Raw genomic sequence first — 20,319 nt, 5'->3', positions numbered from 1 at the left:
CTGCCTTCTATTATTGATTATTCAGCCTTGCCGTCGCATCCGCAGACTTTCATTCTTGCCATAACAAGTTCTTTGACTGCAGCAATAGCTGTCTTGCCATATGCTTTTGGATCGATAGTATCTGGTTTTTCTGCAAGAAGTTCTTTGACTGCCCTGGAATAAGCCGCACGAAGCTCTGTTGCAAAGTTTACCTTGCAGATACCGCGTTTTACGCAATCCATAACATCTTCATCACTAAGGCCGGATGCTCCGTGAAGAACCAGCGGAATATCAACAACTTCGCGAATCTCGCTGAGACGTTCTTTGTCAAGTACCGGTGTTCCTACATAGAATCCATGTGCTGTTCCGATCGCAACTGCAAGAGAAGTAACACCTGTACGCTCTACAAATTCTTTTGCTTCCTGCGGATCTGTATTGGTATCTGCCTCAGCTTCCAGATCATCCTCTTTGCCGCCGACTTTTCCAAGTTCTGCTTCGCATGGAATGTCCAGTGCTCTTGCCACATCAGCCACACGCTTTGTCTCTGCAATGTTTGCCTCGAAATCCAGTTTGGATCCGTCGATCATAACAGAAGTATATCCTGCATGCATTGCCTGCATAGCCAGCTCAAAACTGCTGCCGTGATCCAGATGGAGGCATACCGGAACAGATGCTTTCTTTGCTTCTGCTGCAACGATTGCTGCATAGGTATCTACGGTTCCGTATTTTACAGTGGATGGTGTTGTCTGGATCATAACCGGTGCTTTGAGTTCCTCTGCTGCCTGGATGATTGCTTTGACCATCTCCATATTCTCTGCATTAAATGCACCTACTGCGTAACCGCCTTCCTGAGCTTTTAACAGCATTTCTTTTGATGTAACAAGTGGCATAATGATTTTCCTCCTCATGGTATATGTATGTTTTTGGTTTTTACTGTATCATTTTCCCGGATCCGATTCCAAAACCGAAACGTTTCCGTTTGAGCTAATCATACATCTTAACCTCTATTCTGTCAACCGTAAAATATTCATCTTTTATCGGAAAATATTCCCTTGCAAAGTATATGGAATGCAGGTACATTCTTTATATAAAGGTCATCCCTGTGCGGGATATGCCACAAATCAGTAAATATTTAAACGGAGGCATAAAGATATGTTAAAAGGAATTCCTGAAATTTTATCACCAGAATTATTAAAAGTACTGTGCGAGATGGGTCACAGCGACCGCCTTGTAATCGCTGACGGAAACTTCCCTGTAGAATCCATGGGTAAAAATGCAATCACAATTCGCTGCGACGGACATGGTGTTCCGGAAATTCTGGAAGCAATCCTGAAAGTTTTCCCACTGGATACATACGTAGAACATCCGGTAAATCTGATGGAAGTAATGCCTGGGGATGATGTAGAAACACCAATCTGGGATACCTACAAAGAAATCATCCGCAAATACGATGACAGAGGCGATGCCGTTGTCGGAAATATCGAACGATTCGCATTTTATGATGAAGCAAAAACAGCTTACTGCATCATTTCTACAAGCGAAAAAGCTCTGTACGCAAACGTTATGCTGCAGAAAGGTGTTGTCATCAACAACTAATCAAAAATCAGATTTTTCCTAAGCTGCCCCGGAGGTCTTTTGGATCTTCGGGGCTTTTTATTGGCATTTTTTGTCGTATATGCTATGATAAAAGTGAGCTATTACATTTTGCACCAAAGAGATCTGGAGGATTTCAATGAAAAAACGCAACAAACTTATACATGGACTTTCCCTCTTTCTGGCAGGAAGCCTTATGCTTGGAAATATTTCCATCTATGCCGCAGAACCTGCCAACATTGATATCACGTTTTCCTCTGACGAGGAAACTGATCAGCCAGAGGAAAATCCCGGCACTGATACAGAAGATTCCGTAGATTTTACCATAGAAACGGAGGATTCCGACACAGCACCTGCCTCTGACAGTCTGGATTCCGCATCGGATTCCTTTTCTTCCGGAGAAATCAGCGACACTTTTACTTCTGGATATTCTTCTGAAACTTCCGACGAACCGGCTTATATCCTCGGACGTCCACTTACAGATGCAGAACGACAGGCACAGCTTGCTCCTCTCCTGAAACTTACCGACAGTGTTCCTGAAGAGATTGTTGAAAGCAATCTGGATATTGCTACTTATGCACTTTATCCTGCCTCTTACGATGCGCGCAAAGACGGCCTGATCACCTCTGTCAAAGACCAGGGCAGTCTTAATTTATGCTGGGCTTTCAGCCTTGCTTCCAACCTTGAAACTTCTTTGCTTTCCAGGAACCTTGGAACCTGGGATCTTTCCGAAGAACATCTTGCTTATTTCTGGGCTCATCGAGTAAATGATCCGCTTGGAAATACTGCCGGTGATCAGATCATCCGTCCGAAAAATGACTATCACGGAACCGGAAACGGACAGGTCGCTTCCTTTTTCCTGAGCACCTGGTCGGGTATGACCACCGAAGCCAAAGTCCCACTTTCCTATACTGCCACTACCTGGCCGGACAGTCTTGCTTACGATACATCTGCCTATATGGAAGATGCTGTATTTTCCAAATACAGTGTTGACCGGACCAAGCAGCTCCTGGAAGAATATCATTCGGTTTCTGCAATGATCTATATGGACGGAACCGGAACCTATTACAATGCCGATACTGCTGCTTCCTGTTACCCGGCCTCCGGTCTTGTCAATCACGCAGTCACACTCATAGGATGGGATGACAGCTATTCCCGAAATAATTTTTCTGCCGCTTCCAATGTAGAAAATGACGGAGCATGGATCGTCAAAAACAGCTATGGTCCCGACTGGGGGGACGACGGATATTTTTATCTTTCCTATGAAGATAATTCTATCGCAAATATGGTATGTAATACTGCTACCACCTCCCCTGAGTATGCCAACAATTATTTTTATGATGGTGCCTCCACAGGCAGTGTAACTTTCCCCGGAACCAGCAGCGGCAACAGTTATTATCTTTCCAATATTTTCAAAGCCAGTGCCGGAAACGGAAAGACTGAACAGCTTGGCGAGATCGTCACTGCCGCACCTCAGGACAGTACTGAATTCCAGATACAGATCTATACGAATCTGACGGATTCTTCCGATCCGACAAGCGGCACTCCTGCCTATGCACAGCCACTCACTTATACCCAGAGTTACGCCGGCATTGATACGATTTCTCTGAGCAGTCCCGTTACCCTGCAGCCTGGCAGCCTTTATTCTGTCGTGATCAAGGTAATGAACGGACATGACCGGTATTATCTGGAAAAATCAACCAGCAATAATTCCTGGTTTACGACCATCGCCGGAATCGCCCTCGATCAGAGTTTTTATTCTCTGAATGGACGCAAATGGGTTGATGTCGGTCAGAGTGATCTGAGTTATTGTTTTTCACTCAAAGCACATACAAAAACTCTCGATACCTCCGGCACAGCCGTAACCGCGACACCTACACCTACTGCAACACCTGCTCCAACCGCGACTCCAACTCCAACTGCGACTCCAACTCCAACCGCGACTCCAACTCCGGTCACTTATCGAGTCAGTTACAAGGTCAATACGGGACTTTCTGTCGGAAACATGCCTAAGAACAGCACTACCTGCACGGCCGGTCAATCCGTAAAAATCAGCAGTGCTCCATTCTGCACATCCAGATTTTTTGTTGGCTGGAACACACAGTCAGATGGAAAAGGCACCATGTACCAGCCTGGAAAAACAATTCGTATAAAACAGAATGTTACTCTGTATGCACAATGGCGAAGCAGTTATACCGCTTCTTCCAAACTGAAATACCGCGTAACCGGAAAAAATACGGTCTCCTGTTATGGCACAACGAACAGCAAAATCAAAACCGTCAGCATTCCTTCTACGATCAAATACAATGGCATCACATACCGCGTAACTTCTGTCGAAAGCAAAGCCTTTCAGAGCAAGACAAAACTTACTTCCGTGTCGATTGGAAACAACGTATCAGTGATTGGAAAAAATGCTTTTTATAAATGCAAAAATCTGAAGAAGGTGACGATTGGCACCGGACTTACCAAAATCGACAGCAATGCGTTTCGCAGTGTAAAGAGCGGATGCACCATTACCATCAAAAGCCAGAAACTCAAAACCGTCTCTTCCCGGATTGATCAGTCCGTAAAGAAAATGACTGTACGCGTTCCAAAGAAAAAATATAGTGCTTATAAAAAATTGCTGCGGAAGAAATCAAAGAGTGTAATCATAAAGAAATTTTAAATTTTGAGTATACAAAATCCCCGCTCAGAAAAGTCTGTCATAATGACATTCTCCTGACCGGGGATTTCTTTTGTTCAGATTCGTTGAACGCTATTAATTTGTGGTCTAATCTATAAATTCTGGCTTAATCTTTGCAAGAGTATAGATGATATTGTCATCTAAATGTGTATTAGCCATAACTGTACCATCGTTTTTCAGAATCTCTGCTGTAAGTACAACTCTGTAGTTTGAATAATAGTGTCCTACATTTGCAGCTTCCACATTATCTATCCTGACTTTGAGCTGAATATCCTGTGTCAAAACTGTTCCGTTAAAAACATCATTTGTCGTATTCACAGTCTTTTTTGTGTCGTCCCAATAAGTCGTCTTAGGCACAGTCCATGACCACGTACCGTTACTATATTTTACCTCACCTGATGCTTTAGATCTTAAATTTATCTCCAGATACTGCTTTGCATCTTTTACTGCTTCCTGATAATCTTCCAATGATGAAGTTCCGCTTGCAATTGTATTCTTCGGCAGCAAATTCAAAGTAAACCTGATTCCGTTGGAATCTTTCAGTGCAGTATCCAAATTCTTCATATTTGTCAGATCATATGTAGCATTTGTATCAATCATCGAATATTGCGTTTCAATCTCATCCTGATACTGCAAATCCAGAAGGTTGATTCCCAGCTGTCCGATCTTGTCCAGATCCGCTTCGTATGTGAGTTTTGCACCTGTTGGTTCTTCGCGGTAATATTTAGTCAGTGTATTCATCTCAGATGCACGGTTTGTACTGTATGTCAGACTTTGCGTTTCTGTGGAAAGCTGCGAAGAATATGTCAATTTAGCGTAATCTACCGGTAAATTATTTTTCTCCTCTGATTCCGGAATCACATCAAGTCCCGTTGCGGGTATGGAAGCCTCCATTTTTACTTCCACATAAAAAGTGCTTGTCTCCGCATCTTTATTTTTACTTTGAGTAGCATCCTTTACCAACTTACGAGCACCCTGAAGGCTGATTATATTATCAATTGTTCCATCTGCTAACGGTAATTCCATATTTCTACCGTCAGAAGTCCATGTATAACTTACTGCAACGTCGTCTCCTGACTCATCTGCTGGTTTCCATACTCCATTCCTGTATATATAATAAACTCTTGTCCCGTCAATTTCTGTATATACATAAAACTGTGCATTTCCTGTCGTTCCACTTGGAAACTGTGCAGCAGAAGTTTTACCATTGACTGTCTTCTGTAAACTTCCTACAAATCTCTGGTATAACTCATCTTTTACCGTTCCTGTGTCCTGATAAATCTGCTTGTTTGGAAATGTAATGGTATCTATTACATCTACATTCAAAGCCGTTTCTGCTGCACTCATTTTTTTAGATAGTAACGTTACTTCTGACGACTCATTAAGAACCTGATTATATCCACTGGAAATGACATAAGTACTAGGAGAATTACCCTGCGGATCTATTCCCTCTTCCCCCACTCCATTTATCAGCATATAATTAATATGATTCGGAACCGTTTTTTCTATTTCTGTCTTTAATATTCCATTCAAGCCACTACTCTTACTGTCTTTAGGAACCGTAATTACCAGATAAAACGATTCTGTAACATCACTCACATCACCATCCTTCAAATTTGTATCTGTAACCGTAACGCTATAACGATCTCCTCCAGTATCATCTGATCCTGCCAGCCTATAGTAATCATCTCCAATCCGAACAGTTGGTTTAGGATATGTTTTGTCACTGGAAATCTCTGTTCCTGCCGGTCTTCCGTCTTCTTCAACTTTAACAAAGATACCTGCCGAATTTTTTTCAACCTTCGCTTTCATCAATTCAGCAATGCTTGGAGCCTCATATGCATCTCCATCAGAATTCACAAAAGCACTAAATGCAATTTTATTATTTTCCTCACCAGTAGCTGTATAATAATATACTTTACCATTTTGGGAATCTACCAATGATAATTGTGTTCCCTCTGGAAGTGGCACATTCTGGTCAAACCAGATAGATTTATTTAATGAAGCAGCCACATCTCCTCCGGCATTGATATAACTCTGCCATCCGTAGTCTCTGAATGTTCCCATTTCACTGTTATAAGTATACTTCAGATAACCTGTTATAGAACTTCCAAAACTTTCCAGAACATGTGCACTTAAGTTCTCATAATCACTTTCTCTGAAATTGGTTCCATAACTCAATGTAGCCGAAAAATCCACCTCCAGCATACGACGGACAATAACAGGAACCATTACATTATATTTATGTTCCGTTTCCCCATCTATATCCATTTCTGTGAATGTCACTGTTAAAAGAGTAAAACGATTCTTATCATTATCATAATCTGTCGTGGTTGAAAAAGCGATTTTTCCATCTCTGGTTTCTATTTTCAACGGCGACTCCATTGTAGAATCTTTTATAAATTTTCCCTTCTCACTGTCTGCGTCCATTACATATTTATACACATCTTCTGTAACTGTTACCGATGTAGTACTTGTATTACTTGCGATAGAAAATGCTCCATTTGTCACAATATTAAGATAATCTGTCACCTTGGTAGTATCTCCACCACTAATCTGTAATACTGGAAAATCTGTTGACGCCTTGACGGACTGATTTTCATTATATGTAGAAAATGCTGTTGAGAAGTCAAAATCTTTCACATAACCTGCATTTTTACTGTCAGTAATATTATTATATGCATAATGACCCGCCGTTGCTCCATTCTTGCTTTCTCCCCAAATTGTCTCTGCCACAAGTTTATTATCTGTTCCCCATGACGAACCATCGCCATAAAGGTATCCAGATGCTGCATCCACGTCCTCACTTTCATATACTGCCATTAGACTCTTAGGACTGGTTACAACATAAGGAGAAATTTCCTTTGTCTCACCTACAAGTGTCTTATCATCGTTCTCTTGATGAGCAGATGCTGTGCCGGTATAATCCGCAAAAGCAAAATAGCTGTACTTTTTCATATTATCTTCAGTCGTATCTTTTGTAGCATCAGCAATTACTCCATACAACTGTGTCAGCGACTTCTTCTCTGAGTCGGCATCACAATACGCATGCACATTCTGTATACTCAGGCCAGCCACGGACACAATGCCCGGTTCTTTATCAGTCGCAGTCCCACCTGTTCTGCTGTCAGCCATACCAATAACCATACCTACCTTGTTTTCACTCTTTGTATGGATTGTTACACCAGATAATAATAAATCCGCCGCTTTCAGTTTTCCTCGTATATCACCTACAAATCCACCGGCAGTTGTTCCTGAGTTATTATTGCCACTTACCTCTGAATTTTCTACTGCACAGTCAAACAAATACAGTGTGTCGAGCACAGCATTCCAGTCAACATCTCCCAGCATTCCACCGCAGCCCCAGTTTTTAGCAAGCATCGTCATATTACGGACTTTGCATTGTTCCATCTGAATCTTGGCACTTCCTGCATTCGAAAGCCCAATAATTCCTCCTGCTGTTTCAGATCCGGTCAACTCATATTTCTTATTATCTGCCCCCAGTACCTTGCAACCTTTAATCACTGTTCTGACCGCGGTATTGCCAATAATTCCACCAGCTTTTCCTCCTGTTACTGAAGTTTCCTGTACAGTACAGTCACTGACAGTAATCTGTGCAGTCTGAATTCTACCTGCAATTCCACCATGTCCGGATGTTACACCGCTATCTGTAGAAGCCGTATTCTTCTCTGTTATCTCTGCCCAAGTTGCCTTACAGCTTTGAAGTGTACAGTCAGATCCTCTTCCATCTGCCAAACCTATAATTCCACCAGCGTACTTAGCCGCTGAATCTGCTGAAATAACTGCCATTGCTTTTGCACTGTTTCCTGTAAATTCAGCCTTGTTAATCTGATATGTTTTTCCGTCGATTTTTCCGAAAAAACCTCCGGCACATTCTGTTGCTTTTACTGTAACATTCTGCATCACTGCATACTGATACTCTTCTGTTCCACCTGTATTTAAATTTACTGATGATCCCACATTATCATCTGAGCGTTTTACATAGCCAAATGCTCCTCCGGCATAAGCAGTCGTATTATTATCACTCTTTCCAATTTTGGAATCCTTGCCTGTTCGATAAGTGTTATCTTTTGTTGTCACAATAAGTGAACTGTCAGCATCATTATCTATATATCCTACAAATCCACCAGTTGCATTCGCTGCTGTAACAGTAATATTATCGTGCTCTGTATTTTTTGCTGTGATTCCAACAGAAAATACAGCATCTAAACTCTTAAAAAGAAGTGCTGTTCCCGTTTCGCGTAGAGTTCCATTTGTATTTTTTTCTAATTTATCAGTTCTTTTCGAACTTCCTAACAGACCACCTGCATTTTGCGGACCATCTATATTCAGATTCTGAAGTGTTACAGACTCGAACGTTGCTTTTCCTGTTGTTTTTCCTGATGTAGCAGATAACCCAGATACCGCTCCCGCGAAAGCGCCTACATCTACATTACAATTCTCAACTGTAGCTGTACTTCCATTGGAATTATAATATTGCAGAACAACTCCGCTGTATGAATTTGTCTCTTCGTTCTTCTTTCCACAAATTGTCAGATTCTTGATTTCACTAACCGTACCATCACTGCCTACTCGAAGCAGATTAAATAAGCCGCCCACCGATGCAGTCTTAAAATCATCATCCACATACTCGTTTACCTGCGTATCAATCGTTACAATACTGTTAGTGCTTTTTCCCTCAAAGCTGGAAAGTTCCGGTAAAATTCCTTTTGCATTAACGTTATTTCCACTCAAAATAGCATTGGATACATAACGAACGCCAAATCCCTGAAATCCTTTTCCATAACCTGTCATATCGTAACTTTCGCCTGACAGTTTAATTTTGATTCCTGAACTGCAAAGACTGAATATTGATGCATTTTCCTTACAATATTTTTTAATCAAATACGGCATACTGCCAGTTCCTGGTTTTGTCTGATCATCTGCCATGGACAGTGTCTTTTCTGTATCTTCTGCTGTACCTTTGATGCTGCCATAAGATGCATTTCGTACTTTACCATACTTTCCCGCAAAACTATACGTTACACTATCACCAGTTGTTGAATACTGCGTTGTGTTATCTGTCATATTACTATAAGCATTATTAGCTCCACCAGATGCAGCTCCACTATTTACAATTGCAGATAATATTAACAGTCCTTGTGCATCCTTTACTGTAACTGTATTATTTTCATCCACGGTTACACTATCTGTCTTTGATGTATTCAGTGTATTGATTTCGTAATTTTTATTTGAATTTTCCAGTTTCTCCTCATACTTATTCGTATCGCTGACTTCATAAAATGCAAATCCATCCAACACACGACCTACGTACGGATTCACATACATATGATCATATTTGTCATTAACAGCAATTCCTGTTATACCGGAAACTGCTCCATCTGCCAGACCAGTTCCTTTCGGCATATCACGAAAAATCACTCCGCCACCACTGACAGATCCAACATAACCGCCTACCTGAATCAGATGTGCCTTATCCCCTGCAAGGGTCAGCCATCCACTCTCCATCTGTACAGTTACATTGTCAATAATATTATCTCCACCCAGTACACAGCCAATCACTCCTCCAAAGCATTCATCCTGATAATACTCTGAAGTTTTTGTATCATCATAAGTCAATGTCTTACCGGTATTTTCGCCTTTTTCATAAGAAATAACAAGGTCCTTTACCACGCTTCCGTAGCTATAAGGAATCAGACCATTGCTGGTACTTGTACCACTCAGAACAACTGTTGTTCCATTGCTGCTGGTGAGCACACCACGGAATGGACGGGTGGAAATACCAAAGCCGCCAAAATTATCTAACTTCAGTTGTTTTTCTGTACCACTTCCCTGTAAATCATAATAAGCATTCAGAAGATATTGCAGCATAAACTCTCTGCTCAATGTAATTTTATCACCACTTGAATTTTTTACGCTTTCCCAAACTTCTTTGCCACTTACTGTTTTCTTCGTTACCTGTATCCATTCCGTACCATCAAACTGATATGTTTTATCTCCTGAATAACTATATTTATCTGTATCACCACTCACATGGTAGGAAGACTGTGAATTGGTGATTGTAACTCGCCAGTCAGTTCTCGCTGTACCTGTTGCCATATACTCAGAAAGAATGTTCATTTCTCTCTCAGAAGTAATTTTATATGGATGACTGTACGTGCCACAGCCATGCGTAATATCAATTACACGTTGATTTACTTTAATCTCGTGAGTTCTGTTAGATTCATTAAATCCCTCACATACATAAGGAAGATATGATACTGAGGAAAAACCTGTCAGATCATCTGCATCTGTGTGTACTCGGTTAGTATTACTTCCATAATTTTCCTCATCGTAATACCACAGCTGTTTCGATTCGCCATTTTCTCTATACTCGACTGATTCAGTAATTTCCCGTCCATAAGTTACACCATGCGTATATGATCCATTCTTCCATTCATCATCCATATAAAAGTTATAGGTTGCTACAGAAGATGTACCATCATGTTTAAATGATTCCAGCAAAGTAGCATGCGAAAAAATCCCATCATTTCCACCCGCTGGCATATCCGGCAACGTAATATTTAAAAATGAAAGATTGATCTGCTTTCCATCATTTGAACCTACATTTCCAATCAAGCTGGATGCCACAGCCGTTTGTTCCGTATAATCCTGTGTTTTAATTCCATTTACATCTAATGTTGCATAGCTTCCAATACTATTAATTAAAAGCGGTGCATATCCTGTCTCACATTCATTAACTTTTAATCCAGCAAATGTAATTTCTTTCAATATTACCGTTGCAATGTATAACTGTGTATCTGCTGTTCCAGAAACATTTCCGGCAAATAACACTCCTGAATTACCATTACTGCTTATTTTTCCAATACTTCCCTTAAAAGTAACAGTATCTACAGTTACAGTTGTATTTCTTTTTACTTGTAACTGATTTAGGAATAACCCACAATGCATAGTATAATGCTGGGTTATTTGATTTTTAGCCTGTGTGGATTTATTATTACTTTCAGCTGTTTCTATCTGTTCATTATAAAATGTAATCTCCGCATTTTTCACAGTAACATCATTGCTGATGTCAATTGGATAGTAACTGTATTTTTTCATATTAAAAATAGCAGTGCCTGAATTTGCACCAATAGTATTACAATCTTTAAGATCTGAAAAAACACCTGAAACAACATTGCCGTTGGCATTCTTAGCATCTATAAAGAAATGTTTAATATTATCGCTCGCATATCGATATACACTCCACAGCATTAATTCTCGCGGATCGTCAATTATATTATCCGTTCCCTTCTCGCGATTACTATTCAGGTAGTTCCAACACTGATCGAGGTCATAATAATATCGACTGCATGCATTTGTGTTGTGTGTCTGGCCATAAGCCGTACGATTCTGGTATGTTGTGCAATTATCCGGGGTATCTTCCTCTACTCCTGCGCGCTCATTCCCAGATTCTGCTGTTGCCAGTGATATCACTCCATTGTCTCCATTGTAAGTAATCTCCGCACTATTAGCAGCTGTATGTGCAACAAATTCATCAAATATACCAATATTCTCAACTGAAATCTTATTATCTGTTGCCAGATTATAAACATCTGCCCAGTTCTCTGTCAGTCTCACATACACAGCACCAAGGTCAAAGACATTTTCTGCTGTTTTATCTTCTCCTTCTTCCCCCTTTTCTCCTCTGCAGATCAGTAGACCAACATCGCCTTTTGCTTTAATATCTATACTTTGAATATCAATTCCTTTATCGCGAATTTCCCAGATTCCACTTGACCGGTAAGCAAGACCACCAACACCAGATGCCTTCTGTGCACTGATAGAAGAATTTTTTACAGTCATTTTGGTTTTCCCTGCGTACGCTCCTTCATCCGCATCTTTTTCTCCCATAAAGTAGACACCAACATTTGCCCAGATACTGCCAAATAAGCCACCGCATGCTTCCGTAACCTCATTTGCCGTAATTGCAAAATTGTTAAATGTCAAATTACGAATCTCTATCCAACGATTTTCTTCTATTGTATTTGTTACTGTTCCATCTTTCGTTATTGGCTTTATGATGCCTATCAGACCGCCCACATAAGCATAATCTGTTGCATCTGTACTGATCAAGGCGTTTTCCGATTCAGTACTGCCTCCTACCGTAAGCCCATTAACCGCCAATGTGAAACCGTCCGATGTAATTTGTCCCAAAATCTCTCCTGCATACGCATAGGAGCCTTTATCTCCTGTATTAACGAGACTGATATTCGCAGAAGCTTTTGTATCATTTTGTAATGTAACATCTCCTCCGCTTCCTTCACCATAAAATCCACCAACAGACAGATTCTGAGTTACTTTGTCTGTTCCTGTTGCACCAGAACAGTCTGCTGTAATTGTTTCTTTTGCAGTTACTTTATTTATTGTCGTTTTTCCTAATGTATATCCCGCAATACCTCCTGCTACAATCGGATTACTTCCTTTATTACTTAAATTAATATTACCGTCAAGTACAACATTTGTTATCGTTGCCCCCTGAGTTTTGGCAAATATACCAAGTGCCGCATGATAATTATCAATTGCATACACCGTTCCACAACCATCCGTGTTCTTTCCATCGTCTCTGGATCCGAAAATTTCTCCTATGTCCAGTGTTAGCGTATTTCCCTGTCCATCAAATATGCCTTTATAAATATCATTGCTATCATTATTGTTATCACGGCTTAATCCAGTGATACCGCTACCAGTAAGATCTATAGACTGGGACATTTTTATAGTTTTCCCTTTGAGATTTCCCCATTCGTTCGGCCCAATATTGGAATCCGGACTAAAATATCCACGAGAATTCCACGCAATCGAAAGTAATGCAAAATCATCTGCAGAACCAAGAGTAATGCCCTCGCTTTCCGACAAAGACAGACTTCCAAGAGTCACGGCATGATTTGTATCATTAATTGTAATAAGACTGCTACTCAGCCTAGATTCACTGCCATCTGCCTGAAGTCGAATAATCTGTCCATAATTGGCAATATCATTTGCAACATATTTTCTTACATCAAACTGGTTTTTTGCATATCCACGTTTATAAGTCCAGCCTTTTCTATTCCCGTCTCCCCTTGCATAAATCAGAGCACAATCCTGATATCCAACCAGCCAGCCGACTTCTTTTCTGCTTCCAACATACTTTACGCCTGAAAGGTCTGTATTTCCAGAAAGTTCCAGTACACTTCTTTTATCAGCATGACCTACGATTCCGCCACCTTCCCAAATTTTTGGATCACTTCCGTTTGTGCTGATTGTAGTATTCCCCTCTACTCTAAGAATACTTCCCTGACCAAGACAGCCCACAAGCCCTCCGAAGCCACGCTCAGTGCCATCTGCATACGGATTTGTTACTGTAACCCCAACATTACTGGTTTTCATATATACAGATTTTTCTGACTTTCCCTTTGTTCCCAGTTCTCCTATCAGGCCGCCATGGTAGACCGTTTTATTCTTGTATATAGATGTAATATCCATATTTTGCACTTTTATCGTGCTTTCTATAGTACTACTGGTTACTTTTCCTGCAATTGCACCATAAGATCTATCACGATTGCCACTATCACCATGTGTTGCCGTAAACTCAACTTTAGCAGCATCTGTATTTCCGAATGTACAGTTCCATTTTCCAGAAAGCTCTAAATATCCAAAATATCCTCCTGTATTAGCAACATCTTTATTCTCAATATTGTCTCCACCAGTATCGCCATAATTTCCACTTGCTGATGCAGTCGGAGAGGTAAGGTTAAGACACTCAGGCAAAACATATGTACTTTCTTCTTGATTTGAAGCAGTAAGTATACAATGTCCAATAAATCCACCAGCATTTGAATCTGCTGTAGTTCCTTTTGCTATTGGTGTCGTTATCTCTAATGAGTCTTTTACACCTGTGATGTTTGCATTTTCTGCTGTACCGGCTACACCACCTGCTGAAACAGCTCCATTTATATCTGGTGAAGTCAGTTCTACTGCTCCTTCGGTTGAAATCGTTGCACTTTTCTGCATCAATCCAACCAATCCACCGGCATTTGCTGTTCCTGAAATAGTTAAAGAATTAAATGTAATCTTGCTTTGCACCTGGATTTTGGCATTTTCCCCCAACATTCCGACTAAGCCGCCAACATTTCCTTTTTTATCAGTCGAAGTAGACGAAGACTTCACATCATCAAATGCAAGTGTCAGATCTGTTTCTATTCTAAGGCAGGCCTTATTTCCCAGTACGCCAACTAAACCACCGGCATTTCCATCCGCTGATTGTATTTTTACTTTATTTTCACTTGTACCTGTTGGATACTGGTAACCACTTTGAATACGAATTGTTCCACCACTTAATGTATTACATATAAAACCTGCATCTCCCGCTTTAGGAGTTACCCCTACTTTTCTAGCTACCTTTGTATCTTTATCATAATAAGTAACTGTATCTCCAATATTTAATATATGCCCAGCATCCTCTGTTGTTTCTCTGACAGTTCCAATCAGGCTTCCCATCGTTCCTGACGAATCACCTGATATCGTAATTGGAAGTGAAAACCCCTCCTCAGATGCAGCATCAAACTGATATACATCAGCTGCCATTGGTATAGTTCCATTACCTCGCCATATAACAGATAATTTCCAGTTATCCGGATATGTTACACTTGAAGACAATCCCCCAAAAAATGTCTGGTCCACTGTTACACTTTTGGTCTCTCCATATATATATCCCTGAAACGGAAAATCCGCATTTCCAATTCCCTGATATGTATAATCCTGAGGTGCTGTTATCGTGCTTTGTACTGCAATATCCTGTGAATTGTCTGCTGCAGCAGTTTCTTCCCCGCTTTCTGAATTATCCTCTATAACAGAACTTTCCTCTTCTTCATTCTGTTCAGATATTTCCATATCCGGCTCAGTATTTTCTGCTTCATTTACTGAAGCTGTTGACGTACTTTTAAACCACTCAGAAATATTCTTTCCACTGGTTATCTTATTCGTGTTACTTTCTGAAACATTAATATCACCTGAATTATAAAAATATATATTAATCTTCTGAATTTTTTTCGGGTCACAGTGCGACAGCAAAATCAAATCCTGACTAGCCGTTATTTTCATTGTTTTGGTAGTTGAATCATAATTTAAAAGCTGCTCAAGTTCAACTGTACCATCAGCTTTAATTGGAGCGTCTGATTCATCTGCCTGTACATCTGTTGTTACATTTTCCTCTTCCTGTACACCATCCGAAAACAGCTCATTCTCTCCCTGACCTTCTAACGCATCTGCATCTGCCTCATCAGAAATTTCTATATCTGGGATATCTTCACTGTCCTCCGTATCTTCATCTGTAATTTCTACATCTGTATCTGCACTGTCCGATGCCGGAGTTTCTGTAGGCTCTGTCTCAGAAGAATCGTCTGCATCTGAGACAGCATCAGCCTCTGCACCTGCAGAATCTGCCGCAGTTACACTAATATTCTCTGCCGTATCCGATTCACCAACAGATTCCGTGGTGGGCTCTGTCTGTGTTTTTTCTGTTGTATCTTCATTACTCTGGCTTTCAACACTGGCACTGATCTTTACTACACCTGTCGGCATTACATATACCGTTAAATTCATTGCCAGAAGTGCTGCCATGACCTGTTTATATTTTTTCACGAATGTCACTCCTCCAGAATTAAGATCTGCTGCCTGATATTCATAATATCAGGTAATCTGTCATAAAGTCTGATTTTGTGTTACTGCGTTATTTCTGTTGCATTAAAAGAAATTATCTTTTTCATTCCATTTTCGCCTTCTGTATCATCCCAGCTGGCAGGAATCTTATTTCTATCCTTAATATAAAATGGAATCAGATAATCTCCTGTTCCTTCCGGCTGATTCATCACGAACGTTAACGTCCCATCTTTCAGAATAGTCGCTATCTCTGTCTCGTTTTTTCCAAGATTCTGAAGGAAGAATTTATCTATTTCCACTGCACTTGCATCCCATGTAAGAGTGGCATTTGCTTTGCCACTCGAAATGGAAACCTCATAGTTGAATCCATCATATAAGTTCGGTGCCACTGATGTATCCGTAAATTTACCCTCAAAAGAGAATGTCTGCGTCGATGATCCGGTACATGGTGCGATAACTGCCGCAAGCATCTGATTATTGGTTACAGATACCTTCTGTGGAATAGCCGTTGCCGTGATTTTAAGTTTATCTAAATCACTGCCTGGGAATGTCACGGTATATTTGTGAGCTGTTGGTGTAATTCCAGGAAGTGTTACGCCACTGATCGTATAAGTCGTTCCATTTTGCTCAACTGTTTTTCCAGTATCCGTGGTAACACTATAGCCTGTTCCGTTTCCCTCGCCAAAGGAAATTGACATATTGTAAGTAATATCTTTCTGGTTTACCAGCGTTGTACTGCCTGCATAGTTATATACCCAAATATCAATACTTAAATTTTTGTCTTTTTCTGTATCACTGAACAGTACAGTTCTTCCTGCATATGATTTTGGATCCGGGTTTTCACTGTACGCAAAACTCTGGAGATAATTTGATGTAAAACGTACTGCCTCATTATCTCTGTTTCGCGCAACACCACGCTGAAAATCCTGACTGGTATACGCTGCGAAGCTTCCTCCTGCTATTACCAGCAAACCAATCAGACATATTACTGCCAGTGCTATTCTTTTCCATTTTGGTCTGTTTGTAAATTTCATTTTCTGACTCCTTATTCTGCTGCAGTCTTATGCAGTTTTGACCAGAATATAGAAAATATCTGTTTCTTTAGTTATTTCTGTCCAGGATACTTCACAAACGTAATAAGTACGATTGTAGGTTGTATCATCGATTGTTACCTGATTTGCAGTATCTCCATTTGGCTTAAGAGTATCTTTTGCCAGCCAGTACAATGGCTCTGCATGTGCCTGGACGTTGGTATAATCGCCATAGTTTTTTTGATGCTTATCACCATTTGCATACTTATAACCGGAATCGCTACTCTTCTGTAGATTAAGATAGTTTCCAGAAAGCTTACTTTCCTCACTAGAATTATACTTATATGTATAAGAAGTACCTTTTTCATCACTGTCTGTCACTGTAGCATTTCCAGCTTCCGAAACTGGATACAGACTAAATGTCAGACCTTTAAGATTTGTCGTATGGACAATTTCCAGTTTATAACCTGTCACACTCTCTTCACTCTGCACACAGATCACTCTTCGGACAGTCACTTTATTATCAGCATCTTTGTCGCCATCTGAATAATTCAGATCCAGTGACGTCATCTCAGAACCACCTGGTCCACGAATGGATATGGTAGATGGCGGTTTGATTGCCATCAGTGTTGCCATATCCGTCTGGTTATAAAACCATGCATAAGAAAGTCCTGCAATCAAAGCCACAACAACCAAAAGTGCTGCTATGGAATAACATAGCTTTTTCTTGTTGGATATTTTTTTGTCAGGTTGCTTTGTTTCTTTTTTTTCTTCGTTCATTTATCTGTTCCCTGTCATTTACATTTTTCATTAATCAACATTAATCTGTATGTAAACATACTGTATATTTGTTCCGATGTACTCATCTGCCTGATTATAATAACTACTGTAAGTATCCAGTAACGTCGTTGATATATCGGCGGCGCTTATCTTGGGATTTGGCGCACTATTGGTTGCTGACTGAGAATCATAAAAAAGCTTATTTTTTTTATCCTCATCCTTAGTAGTTATATCAGTATTCAACTGATCCACTACGAATTCGATAAGCTTATCATATTCTTCTTTTTTATCAGTATCTGTCTTCATCGCCGCTGTAAATAAATCTCCGTAACTTCTGTCTGTATAAATATAATTACGCAGGTACTTCGGCCATTTCCAGCGTAAAGTTACCCTGTATGGAACATCTTTTTGAAACTCTGTTACAGTCTTTCCATCCACAGTCTGCTTTGGTGCATTCAGTGTTATTTTGCGATCAGCTCCCAGCCAGCCATGGTATCCATATGTTGCATCCAGATACCGAAAGAACAGAATATGTCCATTCAGCAAATCAGCAATTTTTGAATCTGTATTTTTTGAGATTTTTTTGGTAGTTTCAAATGTATAACCATCCAGATCCACTGAAATTTCTACTTTTGTAAGCCCGCTTTTCTTTGGAATCAGATAAAATTCAAGTTCATCTCCGGCTCCTGGAATCAGGCTTTCTTCACTGTTCATATACCATGCAAGACCGCTACTGCCGGTATGATAAATCTTTTCTCCCGATACTTCCTCGCCAGTATTTATATCAATATATTTAGAATATTTTTCTTCAGTTCCTGCTGAAAGAATGTCATTACCATCAGCATCCTTCAGATATTCTTCTTCGTCTGTCAGTCTCTCGCCAACACTCGCCAGCTCAAATGGTCTGTCATTATCCGCCGATATCTGTGTCCCCGTCATACTCACGCGATTATTCGCCACAAACCAGGCAATACAGACTGCGATAATTGCAAGCAGTGCTGTAAACGCAAATCTGAGGCTGCGCTTTGCATTCTTTTTTTCTTCCTGTATGCGCTCCTGCAGCTCTTCCGGCGACAGATTTTCGAGTTCTTCCGGATTCTGATCTGTTTTGTGTTCATCCGCCATCAGAACACACCTCCGTAGTTACTTTATTCTACATAATTACTCTATATTAACATCTTATTATATACCTATACTCTGTTTTATGGTATCATAGGAAGCTTTTCTTTTCAATAAAAAATTGCCATGACGGAAGTGTTCGGCGACTTTTTTAGCGTCCCTTTATTTCTTTTTAGCAATTCCATTTGTCAGAGGGAATGAAGATATCGTTGCTCATTGACTCCCAAAAAAAATCGTGTTACTATGAAGTCAAAGCATATTTCTTAAAAGTTCAGGGCATTTTGCCGTCTATCTATTTTTTCTAAAATCATTTCAGAAATCCATGCTTTTAAATTCCAATTTCAATAAAAGCAGGAGGTCTGAAGCGAGACAAAGGACATTTCGTTCTTGATCTCCTGCACCCAAACAGGAGGTACTGCCTATGGCAAAAAGAAAAAATCGAAAAGTTACTGTAAAAAATGCAGGCAAAAATCTGACAGCAAACAGAAAATACAAAGATACGGTATTCCGAATGCTGTTCACTGACCGCAACAATCTATTATCGCTTTATAATGCAGTGAATGGGAGTACATATAAAGATCCAGATGTACTGGAAATCGTAACGTTGGAAAATGCTATCTATATGGGAATGAAGAATGACCTGGCATTTATTGTAGATACGGGATTGTTTTTATATGAACATCAATCCACGTACACGCCGAACATGCCGTTAAGAGATTTATTTTATATAGCAGAAGAATACCAGAAACTTGTAGATCACAGATCCCTGTATTCTTCAGCTCTTCAGAAAATCCCGGCACCAAATTTTCTTGTATTTTATAATGGTACAGAAAAGAAAGCGGACAGCTGGACCAATTATCTGTCAGATGCATACGAAAACCTGACGGGAGAAGCAAACCTTGAGTTAAAAGTCATTACCCTGAATATCAACGAAGGACACAACAGCAACCTGATGGAACAATGCCAGATTCTCAAAGAATATGCTCAATATGTTGCAAAAGTGAGAGCATATGCACGAGATTTCGAATTGAATGCAGCTGTGGAGAAAGCAGTTAATTACTGTATTCAGAACGATATCCTTACAGATTTTCTTCGGAAGAACAGGTCGGAGGTGATTGCGACGAGTATATTCGAATATGATAAGGAAGAGGAAGAACGAAAACTTCGGAAGGCAGAATATGAAGCCGGAATGGAAGCCGGAATGGAAGCCGGACGAGAAGCCGGTATAAAGGAAGGCGAAAGCCATCTAAAACTTTTATATGCAAAGCTGAAACAGGATGGGCGTGTGGATGAATTTCTTCAGGCCATGACAGATTCTGAAGTTCTTAAGAAGCTCTACCAGGAATATGAAATAGACTAGTATGAATCTGACACTTCCAAACCAAGAATCACCATTTCGAGGGAGTATTTCAAAAGAAATACTCTCAAAAACAGGAA

General features: G+C 40.2%; 8 protein-coding genes. 3 read left to right on the top strand and 5 right to left on the bottom strand.

Annotated elements, in window-relative coordinates:
- Nucleotides 1-17: 17 nt before the first annotated feature.
- Nucleotides 18-869, bottom strand: a complete 852-nt coding sequence (locus tag KQI91_RS04780) for a class II fructose-bisphosphate aldolase (protein ID WP_216391718.1) — start codon at nt 867-869, stop codon at nt 18-20.
- A gap of 262 nt (nt 870-1,131) precedes the next feature.
- Here KQI91_RS04780 and KQI91_RS04775 point away from each other — a divergent pair, with 262 nt between their 5' ends.
- Together KQI91_RS04775 and KQI91_RS04770 are read left to right on the top strand one after the other, a co-directional pair.
- On the top strand, nt 1,132-1,575 hold the full coding sequence (locus KQI91_RS04775) for an RbsD/FucU family protein (RefSeq protein WP_022214549.1): 444 nt from the start codon (nt 1,132-1,134) through the stop codon (nt 1,573-1,575).
- A 136-nt stretch (nt 1,576-1,711) separates the two neighbouring features.
- Nucleotides 1,712-4,237, top strand: coding sequence for a C1 family peptidase (locus KQI91_RS04770; protein WP_216391717.1), 2,526 nt, complete (start codon nt 1,712-1,714; stop codon nt 4,235-4,237).
- A 105-nt stretch (nt 4,238-4,342) separates the two neighbouring features.
- Here the strand turns inward: KQI91_RS04770 and KQI91_RS04765 are convergent, their stop codons facing one another.
- From KQI91_RS04765 to KQI91_RS04750, 4 genes are all read right to left on the bottom strand, one after another.
- Nucleotides 4,343-15,934 carry a hypothetical protein gene (locus KQI91_RS04765; protein WP_216391716.1) on the bottom strand — a complete coding sequence of 3,864 codons (11,592 nt, stop codon included), beginning with the start codon at nt 15,932-15,934 and terminating at the stop codon, nt 4,343-4,345.
- A gap of 80 nt (nt 15,935-16,014) precedes the next feature.
- A complete protein-coding gene (locus KQI91_RS04760) occupies nt 16,015-16,986 on the bottom strand; it encodes a hypothetical protein (RefSeq protein WP_216391715.1) in 972 nt (323 codons plus the stop codon).
- A gap of 27 nt (nt 16,987-17,013) precedes the next feature.
- Complete coding sequence (locus KQI91_RS04755) at nt 17,014-17,763, bottom strand: hypothetical protein (protein WP_216391714.1); 750 nt, start codon at nt 17,761-17,763, stop codon at nt 17,014-17,016.
- Between the two features lie 30 nt (nt 17,764-17,793).
- On the bottom strand, nt 17,794-18,888 hold the full coding sequence (locus KQI91_RS04750) for a hypothetical protein (protein ID WP_216391713.1): 1,095 nt from the start codon (nt 18,886-18,888) through the stop codon (nt 17,794-17,796).
- Nucleotides 18,889-19,303: 415 nt separating this feature from the next.
- Here KQI91_RS04750 and KQI91_RS04745 point away from each other — a divergent pair, with 415 nt between their 5' ends.
- Nucleotides 19,304-20,242 (top strand): hypothetical protein, encoded by a 939-nt coding sequence (locus KQI91_RS04745; RefSeq protein WP_216391712.1) that lies wholly within the window; start codon nt 19,304-19,306, stop codon nt 20,240-20,242.
- Nucleotides 20,243-20,319: the final 77 nt, after the last annotated feature.

It is taken from the genome of Blautia sp. MSJ-19 (assembly GCF_018918125.1).
In the GTDB taxonomy this organism is placed as follows: Bacteria; Bacillota; Clostridia; order Lachnospirales; family Lachnospiraceae; genus Blautia_A.
This window is presented reverse-complemented; position numbering and strand designations above follow the sequence as displayed.

Bases quoted from the DNA above. Each gene is read 5' to 3' on its own strand.
- KQI91_RS04780 (WP_216391718.1), bottom strand. From the start codon at position 869: ATGCCACTTGTTACATCAAAAGAAATGCTGTTAAAAGCTCAGGAAGGC.
- KQI91_RS04775 (WP_022214549.1), top strand. From the start codon at position 1,132: ATGTTAAAAGGAATTCCTGAAATTTTATCACCAGAATTATTAAAAGTA.
- KQI91_RS04770 (WP_216391717.1), top strand. From the start codon at position 1,712: ATGAAAAAACGCAACAAACTTATACATGGACTTTCCCTCTTTCTGGCA.
- KQI91_RS04760 (WP_216391715.1), bottom strand. From the start codon at position 16,986: ATGAAATTTACAAACAGACCAAAATGGAAAAGAATAGCACTGGCAGTA.
- KQI91_RS04755 (WP_216391714.1), bottom strand. From the start codon at position 17,763: ATGAACGAAGAAAAAAAAGAAACAAAGCAACCTGACAAAAAAATATCC.
- KQI91_RS04750 (WP_216391713.1), bottom strand. From the start codon at position 18,888: ATGGCGGATGAACACAAAACAGATCAGAATCCGGAAGAACTCGAAAAT.
- KQI91_RS04745 (WP_216391712.1), top strand. From the start codon at position 19,304: ATGGCAAAAAGAAAAAATCGAAAAGTTACTGTAAAAAATGCAGGCAAA.